At 63.8% G+C, this 17,695-nt stretch carries 9 protein-coding genes; 4 read left to right on the top strand and 5 right to left on the bottom strand.

Annotated elements, in window-relative coordinates:
- The first annotated feature begins 99 nt into the window (after positions 1-99).
- From ACQRBR_RS06815 to ACQRBR_RS06800, 4 genes are all read left to right on the top strand, one after another.
- A complete protein-coding gene (locus ACQRBR_RS06815) occupies positions 100-1,809 on the top strand; it encodes an FAD-dependent oxidoreductase (RefSeq protein ID WP_204626167.1) in 1,710 nt (569 codons plus the stop codon).
- A gap of 683 nt (positions 1,810-2,492) precedes the next feature.
- Positions 2,493-6,041 carry a pyruvate:ferredoxin (flavodoxin) oxidoreductase gene (nifJ, locus tag ACQRBR_RS06810; RefSeq protein WP_427812627.1) on the top strand — a complete coding sequence of 1,183 codons (3,549 nt, stop codon included), beginning with the start codon at positions 2,493-2,495 and terminating at the stop codon, positions 6,039-6,041.
- A 293-nt stretch (positions 6,042-6,334) separates the two neighbouring features.
- Positions 6,335-8,437: a phosphate acetyltransferase gene (pta, locus tag ACQRBR_RS06805; RefSeq protein ID WP_303881267.1), complete on the top strand. Its 2,103-nt coding sequence runs from the start codon at positions 6,335-6,337 to the stop codon at positions 8,435-8,437.
- A gap of 100 nt (positions 8,438-8,537) precedes the next feature.
- Entirely contained in the window at positions 8,538-9,746 is a 1,209-nt protein-coding gene (locus ACQRBR_RS06800; RefSeq protein ID WP_303881264.1) for an acetate kinase, read from the top strand.
- A gap of 803 nt (positions 9,747-10,549) precedes the next feature.
- On the opposite strand, the gene ACQRBR_RS06795 is transcribed toward ACQRBR_RS06800, so the two are convergent.
- From ACQRBR_RS06795 to ACQRBR_RS06775, 5 genes are all read right to left on the bottom strand, one after another.
- A complete protein-coding gene (locus ACQRBR_RS06795; protein ID WP_427812626.1) occupies positions 10,550-12,076 on the bottom strand; it encodes a YifB family Mg chelatase-like AAA ATPase in 1,527 nt (508 codons plus the stop codon).
- A gap of 281 nt (positions 12,077-12,357) precedes the next feature.
- Positions 12,358-12,978 (bottom strand): signal peptidase I, encoded by a 621-nt coding sequence (gene lepB, locus ACQRBR_RS06790; protein WP_168936401.1) that lies wholly within the window; start codon positions 12,976-12,978, stop codon positions 12,358-12,360.
- 85 nt (positions 12,979-13,063) lie between these two features.
- Positions 13,064-14,437: a sodium-dependent transporter gene (locus tag ACQRBR_RS06785; protein ID WP_303881469.1), complete on the bottom strand. Its 1,374-nt coding sequence runs from the start codon at positions 14,435-14,437 to the stop codon at positions 13,064-13,066.
- Positions 14,438-14,767: 330 nt separating this feature from the next.
- Positions 14,768-16,147, bottom strand: a complete 1,380-nt coding sequence (locus ACQRBR_RS06780) for a sodium-dependent transporter (RefSeq protein ID WP_239463950.1) — start codon at positions 16,145-16,147, stop codon at positions 14,768-14,770.
- Between the two features lie 43 nt (positions 16,148-16,190).
- Positions 16,191-17,492: an NCS2 family permease gene (locus ACQRBR_RS06775; protein WP_427812625.1), complete on the bottom strand. Its 1,302-nt coding sequence runs from the start codon at positions 17,490-17,492 to the stop codon at positions 16,191-16,193.
- Positions 17,493-17,695 lie beyond the last annotated feature (203 nt).

Genomic DNA, 17,695 nt, shown 5'->3' with positions numbered 1-17,695 from the left:
GGCCGCCCATGTCCGGGCGAGAGATCTCGTCCCCGGACGGCACAAAGTTTGAGACGCCCGGCGTTTCAAACGCCAAATGCTCTACAAGGAGAGTCTATCATGGCACAGAAAATCCTGGTTATCGGCGGCGTTGCCCTGGGTCCCAAGGCTGCCTGCCGCTGCAAGCGCCTGATGCCCGACGCCGAGATCACCCTGGTGGATGAAAACCTCTTCATCTCCTACGGCGGCTGCGGCATCCCCTATTATGTGTCCGGCGAGGTCAACAACCTCGACGACCTGCGCGCCACGCCCTACCACACCGTGCGTGACCCCGAATTCTTCCGTACCATGAAAGGCATCACCGTGCGCAACCAGACCCGCGCCATGGCCATCGACCGCGCCGCCAAGACCCTGCTGGTGCGCAACGTGGTCACCGGTGAGGAAGAAAAGCTGCCCTACGACAAGCTGGTGCTGGCCACCGGTGCCACCCCGCGCATGCCTCCGGTGGAAGGCCACGACCTGAAGAACGTCCTGACCCTCACCCGTCTGGAAGCCGCCGACGTCATCCGCAAAGCCTGCGAACACGGCCAGGTCAACGAAGCCGTCATCGTGGGCGGCGGTTTCATCGGTCTGGAAGCTGCCGTGGCCCTGTCCGACATGTGGGGCGTCAAGGTCAGCGTGGTGGAAATGATGGACCAGATGCTGCCCGGCGTGCTCTCCCACAACATGGGCAAGATGGCCGCCCACGACTGCGAGGCCCACGGCCTGTCCGTCTACACCTCTGAAAAGGTCGTCAAGCTGGAAGGCAAGGACGGCGCCGTGTGCAAGGTCATCACCGACAAGCGCGAACTGCCCGCCCAGCTGGTGATCTTTGCCGCCGGTTTCCTGCCCAACGGCCAGCTGGCCAAGGACGCCGGTCTGGAAGTGGCTCCCTTCGGCGCCATCGTGGTCAATGAAAAGATGCAGACCAGCGACCCCGACATCTATGCCGGCGGCGACTGCGTGGCCATCAAGAACCTCATCACCGGCAAGCTGGGCTACCTGCCCCTGGGCAGCATGGCCAACCGCCAGGGCCGCGTCATCGGTACCAACCTGGCCGGCGGCGATGCCAGCTTCCCCGGCTTCGTGGGCACCTGGGCCGTGAAACTGTTCGACATGTCCTTCTGCGGCGCCGGCCTCACTGTGGAACGCGCCCGCAAGGAAGGCTATGACGCCATCTCCGTGGCCGTGGAACAGCTGGACCGCGCTCACTTCTATCCCGAAAAGAACATGATGAGCCTGGAACTGGTGGTGGACAAGAGCGACCGCCGCGTGCTGGGCATCCAGGGCGCCTGCACCGCCGGTGACGCCCTCAAGGCCCGCATCGACGCCGTGGCCGCCGTGCTGCAGTACGGCAAGCCCACCGTGGAAGACATCTCCAACCTGGAGATCTCCTACGCGCCGCCTTTCGCCTCCGCCATGGACGTGGTCAACGTGGTGGCCAACGTGGCCGACAACGTGCTGGCCGGCCGTGTGAAGCCCATCACCTCCGAAGAGTTCATGGCGCTGTGGGAAAAGCGCGCCGAGAACAACATCTTCTTCATCGACGCCCGTCCCGCCAAGGCCGGTCAGGCCGTACAGGCCGTCCATCCCGAATGGCACTCCATCTCTCTGGAAGAGATGCCCAGCCGGGTCAACGAAGTGCCCAAGGACCGTCCTGTGGCCATCATCTGCAACACCGGTCTGCGCGCCTATGACAGCGTGCTGATCCTGGCCCGCAACGGCATCACTGACGTGGTCAACGCCGCCGGCGGCATGCAGGCCGTGCTCAAGACCGGCGGCAAGATCTAGCTGTCCGTCCTTGTGACCTGTTCAAGGGGCTCCCGTCAGGGGGCCCCTTTTTTATGGGCTGCCGGCGGGCGCCCTGTCCGGCACGGCGGCAGTCACCCCGAGGGCACCCGACCGACCGTCCCTGAAGGCCGGGGCACGACCTCTTGCCCGCCTTCCTTCCCTGTGCTTTCCCGGTCAGCAGCCTGCCGCAGCAAGGTGCCATGACCGGCAGGGCCCCGCCCCTTCCGCAGCCTGCCGGGAGGGCCTTCAAAGCCTTGCGCAGCGCCGTTTTGCGAGCTATGATCACATGACACATTTCATGGGATTTTCCGTAGTTGCCTTTTGTCGCCCTTTTTAGTAGGCAGCCTGAAGAGAGACAAAGGCGGTGGTCACGCGTCCTGCGGGGCCACAGCGGCTCCATATCTCCCTAACTCCTTTGTTTCTCTTGAAAAAATGCTTGCGCATTTTTTTTCACAGCCTGACCACATTAGACTGTTCAAACAAACAATTTTGTGGTAGGGCTCATCCATTGCGAACAAGCACGGTCCCGGCCGTTTTTTTCGGGCTTCTTCCGCCCGGGCCGCTCCGGCCTCATGCCGCGGCATGATGCGATGGATCCTCTCTGTTTGCACAAGACCACCGCTTGCCGGTGTGTCCATTCCGGAAAAACATGCGCGCCAAGATAGACGCGCAAGGAGGAACAGATGGCGAAAATGAAAACCATGGACGGCAATAACGCCACCGCGTATATTGCCTACGCTCTGTCGGACACGGCTGCCATTTACCCCATTACCCCTTCGTCCGTTATGGGCGAAGTCATGGACGAAATGGCCGCCAAGGGTTGCAAGAACCTGATGGGCCAGACCGTGACCGTGCGTGAAATGCAGTCCGAAGCCGGTGCCGCCGGTGCCGTGCACGGTATGCTGGCTGCCGGTTCTCTGACCAGCACCTACACCGCTTCCCAGGGCCTGCTGCTCATGATCCCCAACATGTACAAGATCGCCGGCGAACTGCTGCCCGGCGTCTTCCATGTTTCGGCCCGTGCCCTGGCTTCCCACGCCCTGTCCATCTTCGGTGACCACCAGGACGTCATGGCCTGCCGCCAGACCGGTTTTGCCTTCCTCTGCTCCTCTTCGGTGCAGGAATGCATGGATATGGCCCTGGTCGCCCACCTGTCCGCCCTTGACGCCAGCGTGCCCTTCTGCCACTTCTTCGACGGTTTCCGTACCTCTCACGAAGTGCAGAAGATCGAGACCATCGATTACGAAGACATCCGCAAGCTGGTTCCCTGGGACAAGGTCGAAGAGTTCCGCGCCAATGCCATGAACCCGGAACATCCCCATATCCGCGGTACCGCCCAGAACCCCGACATCTTCTTCCAGAACCGCGAAGCCAGCAACCTGTACTATGACGCCGTGCCCGGCATCGTGCTGGAAAACATGAAGAAAGTGGCCGCCATCACCGGCCGCAAGCATCGCCTGTTCGACTACGTGGGCCATCCCGAAGCCGACCGCGTGATCATCAGCATGGGTTCCTCCTGTGAAGTCATCCAGGAAACCGTCAACTACCTGAACGAACGCGGCCAGCGCGTGGGTCTGGTGAAAGTGCATCTGTTCCGTCCCTTCTCGGCCGAACACCTGCTGCAGGCCATCCCCGCCACCGCCACCACCATCACCGTCCTCGACCGCACCAAGGAACCCGGTTCCCTGGGCGAGCCCCTGTACCAGGACGTGTGCACCGCCTTCATGGAAAAGGGCGAAGCTCCCACCATCGTGGGCGGCCGTTACGGTCTGGGCTCCAAGGACTTCACCCCCGGCATGGCCAAGGCCGTGTTCGACAACATGCTGGGCCTGGCTCCCAAGAACCACTTCACCGTGGGCATCAACGACGACGTGACCAACCTGAGCCTCGACGTTGAAGAAGAAATCGACACCGTGCCCGCCGGCACCGTGCAGTGCAAGTTCTTCGGTCTGGGCGCCGACGGTACCGTGGGTGCCAACAAGCAGGCCGTCAAGATCATCGGTGACAACACCGATATGTACGCTCAGGCCTACTTCGCTTACGACTCCAAGAAGTCCGGTGGCTTCACCGTGTCCCACCTGCGCTTCGGTAAGAGCCCCATCCAGTCGTCCTACCTCATCACCCAGGCCGACTACATCGCCTGCCACAAGGCCGCCTATGTCACCCAGTACGACATCCTGGACGGCATCAAGGACGGTGGTACCTTCGTGCTGAACTCCAACTGGTCGCTGGAAGACATGGAAAAGCACCTGCCTGCTTCCATGAAGCGCACCATCGCCCGCAAGCACCTGAAGTTCTTCAACGTTGACGCCGTTGCCGTGGCCCAGGAAGTGGGTCTGGGCGGCCGCATCAACATGATCATGCAGACCGCTTTCTTCAAGCTGGCCAACGTGATCGACTTCGACAAGGCCGTGGCCCTGCTGAAGGAATCCATCAAGAAGACCTACGGCATGAAGGGCGACAAGATCGTCAACATGAACATCGCCGCCGTGGACAAGGGCATGGACGCCCTGGTCGAGATCAAGTACCCCGAATCCTGGGCTGACGCCACCGAAGGTGCCGAAGTCTGCCATTGCGGCGACGACGACTACATCGCCGGTGTTGTGCGTCCCATCCTGGCCCAGCGCGGCGACAAGCTGCCCGTGTCCGCCATGGAACCCGCCGGCATCATGCCCCTGGGTACCGCTGCCTGTGAAAAGCGCGGTGTGGCCATCAACGTGCCTGAATGGGTGGCCGACAACTGCATCCAGTGCTGCCAGTGCTCCTTCGTGTGCCCCCACGCCGCCATCCGCCCCGTGGTCGCCAATGACGAAGAACTGGCCGGCGCTCCCGAAAGCTTCGTGACCGTGCCTGCCAAGGGCAAGGAACTGACCGGCATGAAGTTCCGCATGCAGGTGTACGCTGAAGACTGCCTGGGCTGCGGTTCCTGCGTGGAAGTCTGCCCCACCAAGCCTGAAAAGCGCGCCCTGTCCATGAAGCCTCTGGATACCCAGATCGACGCCCAGGTGGCCAACCTGGCCTTCGCCGAAGCCAACGTCTCCATCAAGGACGACCTGATGGCTCGCGACACCGTCAAGGGTTCCCAGCTGCAGCAGCCCCTGCATGAGTTCTCCGGCGCCTGCGCCGGCTGCGGTGAAACCCCCTACGTCAAGGTGCTCACCCAGCTGTTCGGCGAACGCATGCTGATCGCCAACGCCACCGGTTGCTCTTCCATCTGGGGTGCTTCTTCCCCCACCACGCCCTACACCACCAACAAGGACGGCTTCGGTCCCGCTTGGGGCAACAGCCTCTTTGAAGACGCCGCCGAATTCGGCTGCGGTATCGGTCTGGGCTACAAGCAGCGCCGCGGCGCCCTGGCCCTGGCTGTCAAGGAAGCCCTGGCCACCGAAGGCATCGACGACGAACTGAAGGCCTCCCTGCAGGGCTGGCTGGACAACATGGACGACGCCGAAGGCTCCCGCAAGTTCGGCGAAGAGATCCTGGACAACCTGGACAGCCTGTCCGAAGCCAACCACGCTCTGGCCCACAAGCTGTGGGATATGGGCGACCTCTTCACCAAGAAGAGCGTGTGGATCTTCGGTGGTGACGGCTGGGCCTACGACATCGGTTACGGCGGTCTGGACCACGTCCTGGCTTCCGGCGACGACATCAACGTCCTGGTGATGGATACCGAAGTGTACTCCAACACCGGCGGTCAGGCCTCCAAGTCCACTCCTCTGGGCGCCATCGCTCAGTTCGCCGCTGCCGGTAAGCGCATCGGCAAGAAGGACCTGGGCCGCATGGCCATGAGCTACGGCTATGTGTACGTGGCCTCCATCGCCATGGGCGCCGACAAGCAGCAGGTGCTCAAGGCCTTCCGCGAAGCCGAAGCCTACAAGGGCCCCTCGCTGATCATCGCCTACGCTCCCTGCATCAACCAGGGTATCCGCAAGGGCATGGGCAAGAGCCAGGAAGAAGAAAAGCTGGCCGTGCAGACCGGCTACTGGCCCCTGTACCGCTTCAACCCCGAACTGGCCAAGGAAGGCAAGAATCCCTTCCAGCTGGACTACACCAAGGATCCCAACGGCGAACTGCAGGCCTTCCTGGCCGGCGAAACCCGTTTCGCCGCTCTGGACAAGAAGGATCCCGAAGTGTCCAAGCAGCTCAAGGCTGAACTGGACAAGGCCTACAACGAGCGTCACGCTCTGTACAAGCAGCTGGCCAGCCTGCCTCATCCCGGCAGCGAAAACTAAGCCGGCATACGCTGAATAAATGAAGGGGCGCGGCCGCAACGGCCGCGCCCCCATTATCTGGAGCGTGGGTCGAGCCCCAGCGTCCTCCGGCCCGCCGGCAAGGACGCGCCCATGCCGGGACGGCAGACCCGCATGGCGCAACACCATATTTCCGCCCGCAAGGGCAGCGGCCCTCGGGCCGCGGCGCGCATCGCGCCACCAGCCAACCCGCGCTTGGGAAGTTTCCGGCTCGCGAAACTTCAAACATAACGGCATCGATTCACCGGGGCCAGCGCCCCGTCCTGGAGGAAACCATGCATCGCGCCCTATATCTTACCGCCACGGGCCCGCGCACCGGCAAGCGCGCCATCGCCCTGGGCACCATGTCCATCCTGAGCCGCAACATGCAGGATGTGGCCATTTTCCGCCCCATCATCAATGAACCCCAGCTGGATGACCGCGCCCCGGACATCAACCTGCTGCTGGAACACTTCAAGCTCAAGCAGGACTACTGCGACACCTTCGCCTACACCTACCAGGAAGTGCGCACCATCATCAATCAGGGCGACCGCAACCTGGTCATCGAGAACATCATCCAGAAGTTCAAGGAACTCCAGAGCCGCCACGATTTCGTGCTCTGCGTGGGCACCGACTTCCTGGGCAAGGACCCGGTCTTCGAATTCGAACTGAACGCCGAGATCGCCTCCAACCTGGGCTGCCCCGTGATGCTCATCACCAGCGGTGAAGGCAAGAACGCCGAAGAAGTGCGCGACTCCCTGCTGGTGACCCGCGACTCCATGGCCCCCTACTCCCTGGACGTCATCGCCACCATCGTCAACCGCTCCAGCCTGACCCGCGCCGAAGCCGACGACCTGAGCGACATCTTTGCCGCTGACGACAAGCCCGGCCTGGTCTACGCCATCCCGGACGAACCCGCCCTGGGCCGCGCCACCATGCGCGACCTGCAGAAGGGCCTGAACGCCGAAGTGCTCTCCGGTGAGGCCCACCTCGACGCCCTGGTGGGCGACTACCTCATCGCCGCCATGCACGTGGACAACTTCCTGGGCTACCTGGCCAAGGACCAGCTCATCGTGACCCCCGGCGACCGCACCGACATCCTGCTGGCCTCCATCGCCTCCCGCCTGTCCTCCAGCAAGCCCGACATCGCCGGCGTGCTGCTGACCGGCGGCATCCGTCCCAGCGCCGAAGTGAGCAGCCTCATCGAAGGCTGGACCGGTGCTCCCCTGCCCGTGCTGCTGACCGAACAGCACACCTCCAAGGCTTTCATGTCCCTGCAGGAGATCTACGGCCTCATCGAGCCCACCGATACCCGCAAGATCAACACCGTGCTGGGCCTGTATGACCACTACGTCAACGGCAAGGAGATCAGCGCCCGCCTGAACATGACCAAACCCGGCCGCATGACGCCCATGATGTTCGAACTGAACCTCATCGAGCGCGCCAAGGCCAACAAGATGCGCATCGTCCTGGCCGAAGGCGAGGAACCCCGCATCCTGCAGGCCACCGACATCCTGCTGCGCCGCGAAGTGGCCGACATCATCCTGCTGGGCAATGAAGACAAGATCAACAAGCTGGCCCGCGAACTGCACCTCGACATCAGCAAGGCCACCATCATCGATCCTGCCACCTCGCCCAAGTTCGAAGACTACGCCGCCACCTACGCCGAACTGCGCAAGGCCAAGGGCGTGACCATCGAACGCGCCCGCGACGTCATGAGCGACGCCACCTACTACGCCACCATGATGGTCAAGAAGGACGACGCCGACGGCATGGTCTCCGGTGCCGTGAACACCACCGCCCACACCATCCGTCCCGCCTTCGAATTCATCAAGACCAAGCCCGGCTACTCCGTGGTCTCCTCGGTCTTCCTGATGTGCCTCAAGGACCGCGTGCTGGTCTTCGGTGACTGCGCCGTCAACCCCAACCCCACCTCCCAGCAGCTGGCCGAAATCGCCGTGGCCTCTGCCGATACCGCCAAGGTCTTCGGCATCGATCCTCGCGTGGCCATGCTCTCTTACTCCACCGGTACGTCCGGCAAGGGTGCCGACGTGGATGTGGTGGTGGAAGCCACGGCCCTGGCCAAGGAAAAGGCTCCCGAGCTCTCCCTGGAAGGCCCCCTGCAGTACGACGCCGCCATCGACCCCACCGTGGCCAAGACCAAGCTGCCCAACAGCAAGGTGGCCGGCAAGGCGACCGTCTTCATCTTCCCCGACCTCAACACCGGCAACAACACCTACAAGGCTGTGCAGCGTGCCGCTGAGGCCGTGGCCATCGGTCCTGTCCTGCAGGGCCTCAACAAGCCCGTCAACGACCTGTCCCGCGGCTGCACCGTGCCCGATATCGTGAATACCGTGGCCATCACCGCCATCCAGGCCGCTGCCGAAAAGCAGAAGTAGTACGGACACGCGCCGGCTCGCCCGGCATCCTGTCCGCAACCACCATATCAGGGACGGAGCCTAGGCTCCGTCCCTCCATTCCCCCCTGACGAGGATCCTCATGAAAGTACTGGTTATCAACGCTGGCTCTTCCTCCTGCAAATATCAGCTGCTGGAAATGGACACCGAGACCGTCCTGGCTTCCGGTCTGGCCGAACGCATCGGCCAGGGCATGGGCAAGCTGACCCACAAGATCGCCCCTGACACCGACCACGAAGAAAAGATCGTGCGCGAAAGCGCCTTCCCCACCCACGTGGAAGCCATGGAACTGGTCATCGCCCTGCTGACCGACCCTGAAAAGGGCGTCATCAAGGACAAGAGCGAGATCTACGCCATCGGTCACCGCGTGCTGCACGGCGGCGAATCCATCACCGAGACCGTGAAGGTGGACGAAAACGTGAAGCAGATCATCCGTGACTGCTTCCCCCTGGGCCCCCTGCACAACCCCGCCAACCTCATGGGCATCGAAGTGGCCGAAAAGCTCTTCCCCGGCGTGCCCAACGTGGCCGTGTTCGACACCGAATTCGGCATGGCCATGCCGCAGGAAGCCTACATGTACGGTCTGCCCTACGAGATCTACGAAGAGATGCACATCCGCCGCTACGGCTTCCACGGCACCTCTCACAAGTACATCGCCAAGAAGACCGCCGAATACCTGGGCAAGCCCCAGTCCGAGCTGCGCTCCATCACCATGCACCTCGGCAACGGCTCTTCCATGAGCTGCGTGAAAGACGGCAAGTGCTTTGATACCAGCATGGGCCTCACCCCCCTGGAAGGCCTCATCATGGGCACCCGCTGCGGTTCCATCGACCCGGCCATCGTCCCCTTCATCATGGAAAAGAAGGGCCTGACCCCCGAGGAAATGGATACCCTGATGAACAAGAAGTCCGGTCTGCTGGGCCTGTGCGGCTTCACCGACATGCGTGACGTGCACAAGGAGATCGAGAACGGCAACAAGAAGGCCGAACTGGCCCTCAACATGCTGGTCCGCAGCATCAAGAAGACCCTGGGCGCTTACTTCTTCCTGCTGGGCGGCAAGGTCGATGCCCTGGTCTTCACCGCCGGTATCGGTGAAAACGACGACATCGTCCGCGCCAAGGTCTGCGAAGGTCTGGAAGAGCTGGGCGTGCGCCTGAACCTGGAAGAAAACGGCACCCGCAAGCCCGGTGCCCGCACCATCTCCACCCCCGACAGCAAGATCAAGGTCCTCATCATCCCCACCAACGAGGAACTGCAGATCGCCCAGGCCACCATGGAAGTGCTGGCCTAAGGCACGAATATGTTGAGGAGGAAGGTCCCCTTTTGCCTGCGGCAACAAGCGGGCCTCTCCTCAAACTCCCCTCCCCAGACGCTCTTGGAAAGGCGCGGCCCACGCACCTTCCTCCGTTCAAAGCAGAGCAACATGGGACAGGGCGCGGCAACAATGGCCGCATTCGGAGCTGTGCCCGCCGCACCGGTGCCTCGCTTCCCGGCGTCAACGACAGCTCCCACGATACGAAACGGGGCCGTCTCTTCAAGAGACGGCCCCGTTTTTGTTTCATTGATGATCTGGCTAGCTGGCTTGAGGGGGAGGGCCCCTTTTTCCTGCGGTCAAAAGCGGGCCCTCCCCCTCAAACTCCCCCTCCCCCCCAAAACCGCTCATGGGAAGGCGCGCTCCACGCGCCTTCCTTCGTTCAGGGCAAAAAAACGCAAGGAGGAGAAGCGACAACAGAAATGTCGCCCAAAGGGTGTCCGCCATACCACACCCCAGCAGTCTAGCGGCGGGAACAGCGCGCCAGACCATGCTGTGCATCACGGAGACATCCCGCCACATGAGCCACCTATACAGCCACAGGTCTCGCTCAATGCTCCGGGGCAGCGATTTTTAAAGGGAGGGCGAAAGAGAACTTTGAAGGACTTTGGAGTGCGGGGAAAAGCCCTTCGCCTGCCCGGGCGGCCTGTACTTTCTTTTCCCCTCCCGGCAGAGGACAGGCCCTGATAAAGTTTTTTGGCGTGGAGGGGGAGCGCGAGGGGGAGGCCGCACCTTTTGTTCACAAAAGGGGGGCCTCCCCCTCGCATAAATCTTCTCCTCCCCTACTGCGGGCGATCCAGCACGCGCAGGGAGATGGCCTCGGCCACATGGGCGGGAGCGATGGCGTCCTTGCCCTCCAGGTCGGCGATGGTGCGGGCCAGACGCAGCACACGGGTGTAGGCGCGGGCGGAGAGGCCCAGGGCACGTACGGCCTGTTCCATGAGCGCGTGCCCGGAGGCATCGAGAGCGCAGAAGCGTTCCAGCAAAAAGCCGCCCAGATCGGCATTGCAACGGCAGGCTGTACCGGCATAGCGGTCATTTTGGCGCTCACGGGCCGCCAGGACGCGTTTTCGGATGGTGGACGAGTCTTCGGCAGGGCTGCCCCCGCGCAAGTCCTCATAAGGCACGGCAGGCACCTCCACGTGGACGTCGATACGGTCCAGCAACGGACCGGACAGCCGGTTGCGGTACCGGTGCAGGATGTCGGGGCGGCAGGTGCATTCGTGGTCGGGGTCCCCGTAGTAGCCGCAGGGACAGGGATTCATGGCGGCCACCAGCATGCAGGCGGCCGGATAGGTGAGGCTCTGCCCGGCTCGGGCGATGGTCACGCGGCCGTCCTCCAGGGGCTGGCGCAGCACTTCCAGCGCGTTCTTGCGAAATTCGGGCAGCTCGTCGAGGAAGAGCACGCCGCGATGGGCCAGGCTCACCTCACCGGGCAGGGGATGCAGGCCGCCGCCCACCAGGGCCACTTCCGAGACCGTATGGTGCGGCGCCCGGAATGGCCGCACGCGCACCAGCCCCTGACCGGGGGCCACCTTGCCCGCCACGCTGTAGACCTTGGTGACTTCCAGGGCTTCTTCAAAGTCCAGGGGCGGCAGGATGGTGGGCAAACGCTGGGCCAGCATGGTCTTGCCGCTGCCGGGCGGGCCGATCATGAGCAGGTTGTGCCCACCGGCGGCCGCCACTTCCAGCGCACGCCGCGCGCCCTGCTGGCCGCGGACCTCGGCGAAGTCCATGCCGGACAGGACGGCATCCTCCGGAGGCGCGGGCAGGGGCTGCCGGGCTTCGAGCTCTTCCCGCCCCAGCAGAAAGGCCACGCACTGGGAAAGATGCGCGGGCGTGTAGACCGCCACGTCCCGGACCACAGCCGCCTCGGCGCCGTTGTCCGGGGGCAGGATGACGGAAGCGAGGCCCAGCTGCCGGGCCATGATGGCCAGGGGCAGCATGCCGGGCACCGGCCGGAGCGCGCCGGAAAGGGAAAGCTCTCCGGCAAAGACCCGGCCCTGCAGGGCTTCCACGGGGATCTGCCCGCTGGCCGCCAGCAGGCCCAGGGCCAGGGGCAGGTCGAAGGCGGTCCCGCTCTTGCGGCGTCCGGCCGGGGCCAGGTTCACGGTGATGCGCGAGGGCGGCAGGCGAAAACCGCAGGCCCGCAGGGCCGAAAAGACCCGCTCCCGGGCCTCGCGCACGGCCGCCTCGGCCAGGCCCACCAGCGTAAAGCCGGGCAGGCCCTGACGCACCAGGTCCACTTCCACATCCACCGGGAAGGCATCCACCCCTTCCAGACCGGCGCTGTACAATCGTATGACCATACTCCTCCCCAGCGCCGCCGTCGCCCTCTTCGGAGGGGGCCATCCCCGTAAGGATGACCGTCGCTCCGGCTCCGTACGGCGGCTGTAAAAAAAGCGCTGCCGCATCTGCGACAGCGCCTGTGATCATGCTTCTGTGGAAAAAGTCCGCAGGACACGGCAGGGATCGTACCCGTCATGCCCTTCCGGCACTATGCACGGGAAAGAGGCCGCGGCCGGGAAAGGAGCGGCCTTCTGCCGGTATGATGCCCCTTCCCGCAACAGGATCTCCCCGGTCCCGCGCCCTAGCGGACGGCCTTGCCGATACGGCTCCAGCGCGGGCTGTTGTCCTTGTCGTCCCAGGACCAGTAGATGCGCCAGGCCTTGGCCTGGATGGCACCGCGATCCACAAAGCCCCAGAAGCGGGAGTCCAGCGAATTGTCGCGGTTGTCGCCCATGACGAAGTACTTGTCCGGCGGCACGGTCACGGGCCCGAAGTTGTCGCGGATGGGCTCGATGATGTTGGGCTGCTCGTAGCGGATGTACTTTTCTTCCACGGGCATGCCGTTGCGGTAAAGGCGCTTGTCACGCACGGTGATGACGTCGCCGGGCAGGCCGATGACGCGCTTGATGTAGTCCACCGAGGGATCGTTGGGGTATTCGAAGATGATGATGTCACCGTAGGCGGGATCATCGCCACGGTAGATGTAGCTGTGGGTGAAGGGGATCTTGATGCCGTAGGCGAACTTGCTGGCCAGCAGGTGGTCGCCCACCAGCAGGGTCTCGACCATGGATTCCGAGGGGATCTTGTAGGCCTGGACCACGAAGGTCCTGATGACGAACGCCAGGACCAGCGCCACCAGCAGGGCTTCGCCGTATTCACGGATCAGCGATTTCTTGGAGGATTTCTGCAGCAGAGTACTCATGGATCTTCCTTTTTCGGGATTGCCGCCCAAGCGTGCGGCCCTTGCACTATGCCCCGGCACGGCGCCGAGGGCAAGTACCCGGAGATTATTTGCCGAACTTGTCCACGTAGCCCATGACGAAGACCAGCAGAATGATGCAGGGCAGGCCGTAACGCAGATAATACTTCATGAAGCGCGGGAAGCGCACCCCCTGGCCCTGGTTGACCTCGGCCACGAAGTTGTCCCAGCCCCAGCCGCGCCGCCAGCTGCAGAAAAGCAGGAAGAGCAGGCAGCCGAAGGGCAGCAGGTTGTTGCTGAGCAGGAAGTCTTCCAGATCCAGCACGCAGGTGCCGGGGCCCAGGGGCTGGAAGTCGGCCAGCAGGTTGAAGCCCAGCGCACAGGGCAGCGAGGCCAGCCACAGGCAGACGAAATGCACGGCGCAGGCCCGGCGGCGCGGCATGCCGCTGACGTCCACGCTGTAAGAGATGATGTTCTCGAACACACCGATGACTGTGGAGAGCGCCGCGCAGCTCATGAACACGAAGAAGAGCGTGCCCCAGAGGATGCCGCCGTCCATGGCGTTGAAGATGTTGGGCAGAGTGATGAAGATCAGGCCCGGGCCGCTGTTGGGCGCCACGTTGAAGGCGAAACAGGCCGGGAAGATGATCAGGCCCGCCATGATGGCCACGAAGGTGTCCAGGCTCATGATCCACAGGGCCTCGCCGGTCAGGGAGCGGTCCTTGCTCTGGTAACTGCCGAAAATGGTCATGTTGCCGATGCCCACCGACAGGGTGAAGAAGGCCTGGGTCATGGCCGCATTGAGCACGGCGTACCAGCCCACGCTCTGCATCTTCTCCACGTCCGGGGCCAGATAGAAGCTCACGCCCGCCCCCGCACCGGGCAGGGTCAGGCTGCGGACCACCAGCAGCACCAGGATGGCCAGCAGGCCCACCATGATGACCTTGACCACGCGCTCCACGCCCTTCTGCACGCCCATGGCGCAGACCAGGCAGCCCACGCCCACCACGATGGTCATGCCCAGCACCTGTTCGAAGGGGCTGGCCAGGGTGCTGCCGAAAAAGGACGCCACGCCCGCGGTGTCCAGACCGGAAAGGTTGCCGGAAAAGCTGTGCCAGCAATAGGCCAGCATCCAGCCCGTGACCGTGGTGTAGAACATGGAGAGCAGGTAGCTGCCCCACAGGGGGATCTTGCTGAACATGTGCCAGCGTGTGCCCTCGGGCGGCAGGACTTTCAGGGCCCGCCCCATGTTGCTGCGGGACGCACGGCCCACGGCGAATTCCATGATCATCACCGGCAGGACGGCCAGCAGGCAGAGCAGGTAGACGCCCACGAAGACCGCGCCGCCGTAAGCACCGGTGATATAGGGGAAGCGCCAGACGTTCCCCAGCCCGATGGCGCAGCCCGCCGAAAGCAGCAGAAAGCCCAGACGGCTGCCCAGCATCTCTCTGGACTGAGACATGAAACCTCCCTGCCGGCCGCTGGGGTCGGCATGTGTCGTTGTGCACGGGAAGAGAGCCGGAGGTCTCTGCCCGGTGCCCTGCCCTTTGCGGTCCGCGCCGCCCCCGGCCGGAGGCGTGCAGCCGTCAGGCTGCTGCGGGGACGCTGCCCGGGCCATCTTCCGGGAGCAGGACATGATGATGCCGTCCCGCGGACGGCCAAAAATCTGTGGATGCGGCCGGAGCTCTCATGCTCCGGGCCGTGCATGACAGGACCGCCCCCCGGAGGCCGCCATGCGGCGCGGGGAACGGTCCCGACAGCGGGAGCGGCCCTTGCGGACCGCCGGGCCCGCCTACTTCCAGAACTTGTCCACGTAGCCCATGACGAACACGAAGATGATCAGACAGGGCAGGACGTAGGTCACATAGCCGCGCAGCCAGCGGGGGAACTTCATGCCCACGCCCTGGTCCACTTCGGCGATGAAGTTGTCCCAGCCCCAGCCGCGGCGCAGGCAGCAGAAGAGCAGGAAGAACAGGCCGCCCAGGGGCAGGATGTTGTTGCTGATGAGGAAGTCTTCCAGATCCAGCACGCAGGTGCCGGCACCCAGGGGCTGGAAGTCGGCCAGCAGGTTGAAGCCCAGGGCACAGGGCAGCGAGCAGACCCAGATGCCCACGGCATGCAGCCAGGTGGCGCGGCGGCGTTCCATGCCCCACACGTCGGCGCTGTAGGAGATGATGTTCTCGAACACGGCGATGACCGTGGAGAGGGCCGCGAAGCTCATGAAGATGAAGAACAGCGTGCCCCACAACTGGCCGCCGGCCATGACGTTGAAGATGTTGGGCAGGGTCACGAAGACCAGACCGGGACCGGAGCCGGGCTCCACGCCAAAGGCGAAACAGGCCGGGAAGATGATCAGGCCGGCCATCAGGGCGACGAAGGTATCCAGGCCCATGATCCACATGGCCTCACCGGTCAGAGAACGGTCCTTGCCCTGGTAGCTGCCGAAGATGCACATGGCGCCGATGCCCACGGACAGGGTGAAGAAGGCCTGGTTCATGGCCGCGTTGATGACCGGGAACAGGCCGGTTTTCTCCAGCTTGGAGGGATCGGGCGACAGGTAGAAGGAAACGCCCGCCTCGGCACCGGGCAGGGTCAGGGAGCGGATGACCAGAGCCATGAGGATGAAGAGCAGGCCCAGCATCATCAGCTTGACCACGCGCTCCACGCCCTTCTGCACGCCCATGGCGCACACGCCGCAGCCCATGAGCACCACCAGGGTCATGCCCACCACCTGGGCCACGGGGTCGCCCAGGGTGGCACCGAAGAACTTGCCCACACCGGCGGCATCCAGGCCGCTCAGGGCGCCGCTGGCCATGTACCAGCAGTAATAGAGCATCCAGCCCGTGACCGTGGTGTAGAACATCATCAGCAGATAGCTGCCGATAAGGGCCACCTTGCCGCCCCAGTGCCACTTGCTGCCCTTGGGCTCAAGGATGTGGAAGGCCAGGCCCATATTGCGGCGGGCGGCACGGCCCACGGCGAATTCCATGATCATGGTAGGCACCACAGCGAACAGGCAGAGCAGATAGATACCCACGAAGATGGCGCCACCATACGCGCCGGTGATGTAGGGGAAACGCCAGACGTTCCCGAGGCCGATGGCGCAGCCCGCCGAAAGCAGCAAGAAGCCCAGACGGCTTCCCAGCATCTCACGCTGTGTGTTACCAGACATAATTCCGCCTTGATCCTTTGAGAGTTGATATGGTCCAGCCCTGCTAGCCGCGCAACGCAAAGTTGGCGGCAAAGCAGACGGCAACAATGTACATGATGGGGCTCACCTCGCGCCAGCGCCCGGTCAGGACGCGCAGCACCACGAAGCTGATGAAGCCGAAGCCGAAGCCCGTAGCGATATTGAAGGTCAGGGGCATGGCGATGATGGTCAGGAAGGCCGGGATGGCCACGCTCAGATCGCGGAACTTGATCTGCACCACTTCCTGCATCATCAGGGCGCCCACCAGCACCAGCACGGGGGCCGTGGCATAGGCGGGCACCATGGCCACCAGCGGCGTGAAGAACAGGGCCAGCAGGAACAGGCCCGCGATGGTCACGGCCGTCAGGCCGGTACGGCCGCCTTCGGCCACACCGGCGGCGCATTCCAGATAGGACGTGGCCGTGGTGGCGCCCAGCACGGCGCTGCACATGGTACCGATGGAGTCGGTCACCAGGGCCCTGTCCAGATGGCGGATGTGGCCATCCTCATCCATGAAGCCGGCCTTGCGCGCCAGGCCGATGAGCACGCCCATATTGTCGAACAGGTCCACCATGGTCAGGGTGAAGATGATGGAGATCAGGCCGTGATGCAGAGCGCCCTTGAGGTCCATCTGCATGAAGGTCTCGGAGGGCAGGGGCAGGCTGAAGCCGGAAAAGGCCTGCTCCGGCATGGCGGTCACGCCGCAGAGCACACCGGCCACGGTGACGGTCAGGATGCCGATGATCATGGAGCCGGGCACCCGCAGGCACATGAGCATGGCCATCAGGGCCAGGCCGCCCAGGGCCAGCAGGGCTTCGGGCTTGGTCAGGGGCCCCAGGGTGACGAAGGTGGAGGGGTCCGCCACCACGATGCCGCAGTTCTTGAGGCCGATGAAGGCGATGAAGGCCCCGATGCCGACCACGATGGCGTATTTCAGATCCATGGGCACGGCGTCGATGATCATTTGCCGCACGCGGGTCACGGTCAGCAGCATGAAGAACACGCCGGAGATGAAGACGGCGCCCAGGCCCGTCTGCCAGCTGTAGCCGGCCGGACCGCAGACGTAATAGGCAAAAAAGGCCGTGATCCCCAGACCGGGCGCCACGCCCACGGGGAAGCGCGCCCACAGGCCCATGAGCAGGGTGATGGCGATGGTCACCCAAATGACGGCGGCCACGGCGCTTTCGCGCGGCATACCCGCATCGGCCAGCATGGAAGGCACCACGAAGATCAGGTAGCACATGGCCATGAAGCTCGTCAGACCGGCACGCAATTCCTGCCGGACCGATGTCCCGTTGGCCTTGAGGGCAAAAATCTTTTCCAGCATACATCCTCCTTTCGAGCCGGAGCGGCGCCGCCGTGGGAGTGCGGGCCCCGGCGCACCGGCAAAAAAGACAGGCCCCCAGGGGCCGGTCCCCGGGCATACGCCCGACCGGCCGGGGCCATACTTCCCTGGCCTGCGGCAGCGCGGCATCCGGCTGCGCTCCGCAACAGTGGTGCGAAGCGTTCTTATACCCGGCAAGGCCCGCT

Origin of the sequence: Desulfovibrio sp. SGI.133 (assembly GCF_050313955.1) — a bacterium.
Taxonomy (GTDB): Bacteria; Desulfobacterota; Desulfovibrionia; order Desulfovibrionales; family Desulfovibrionaceae; genus Desulfovibrio.
This window is presented reverse-complemented; position numbering and strand designations above follow the sequence as displayed.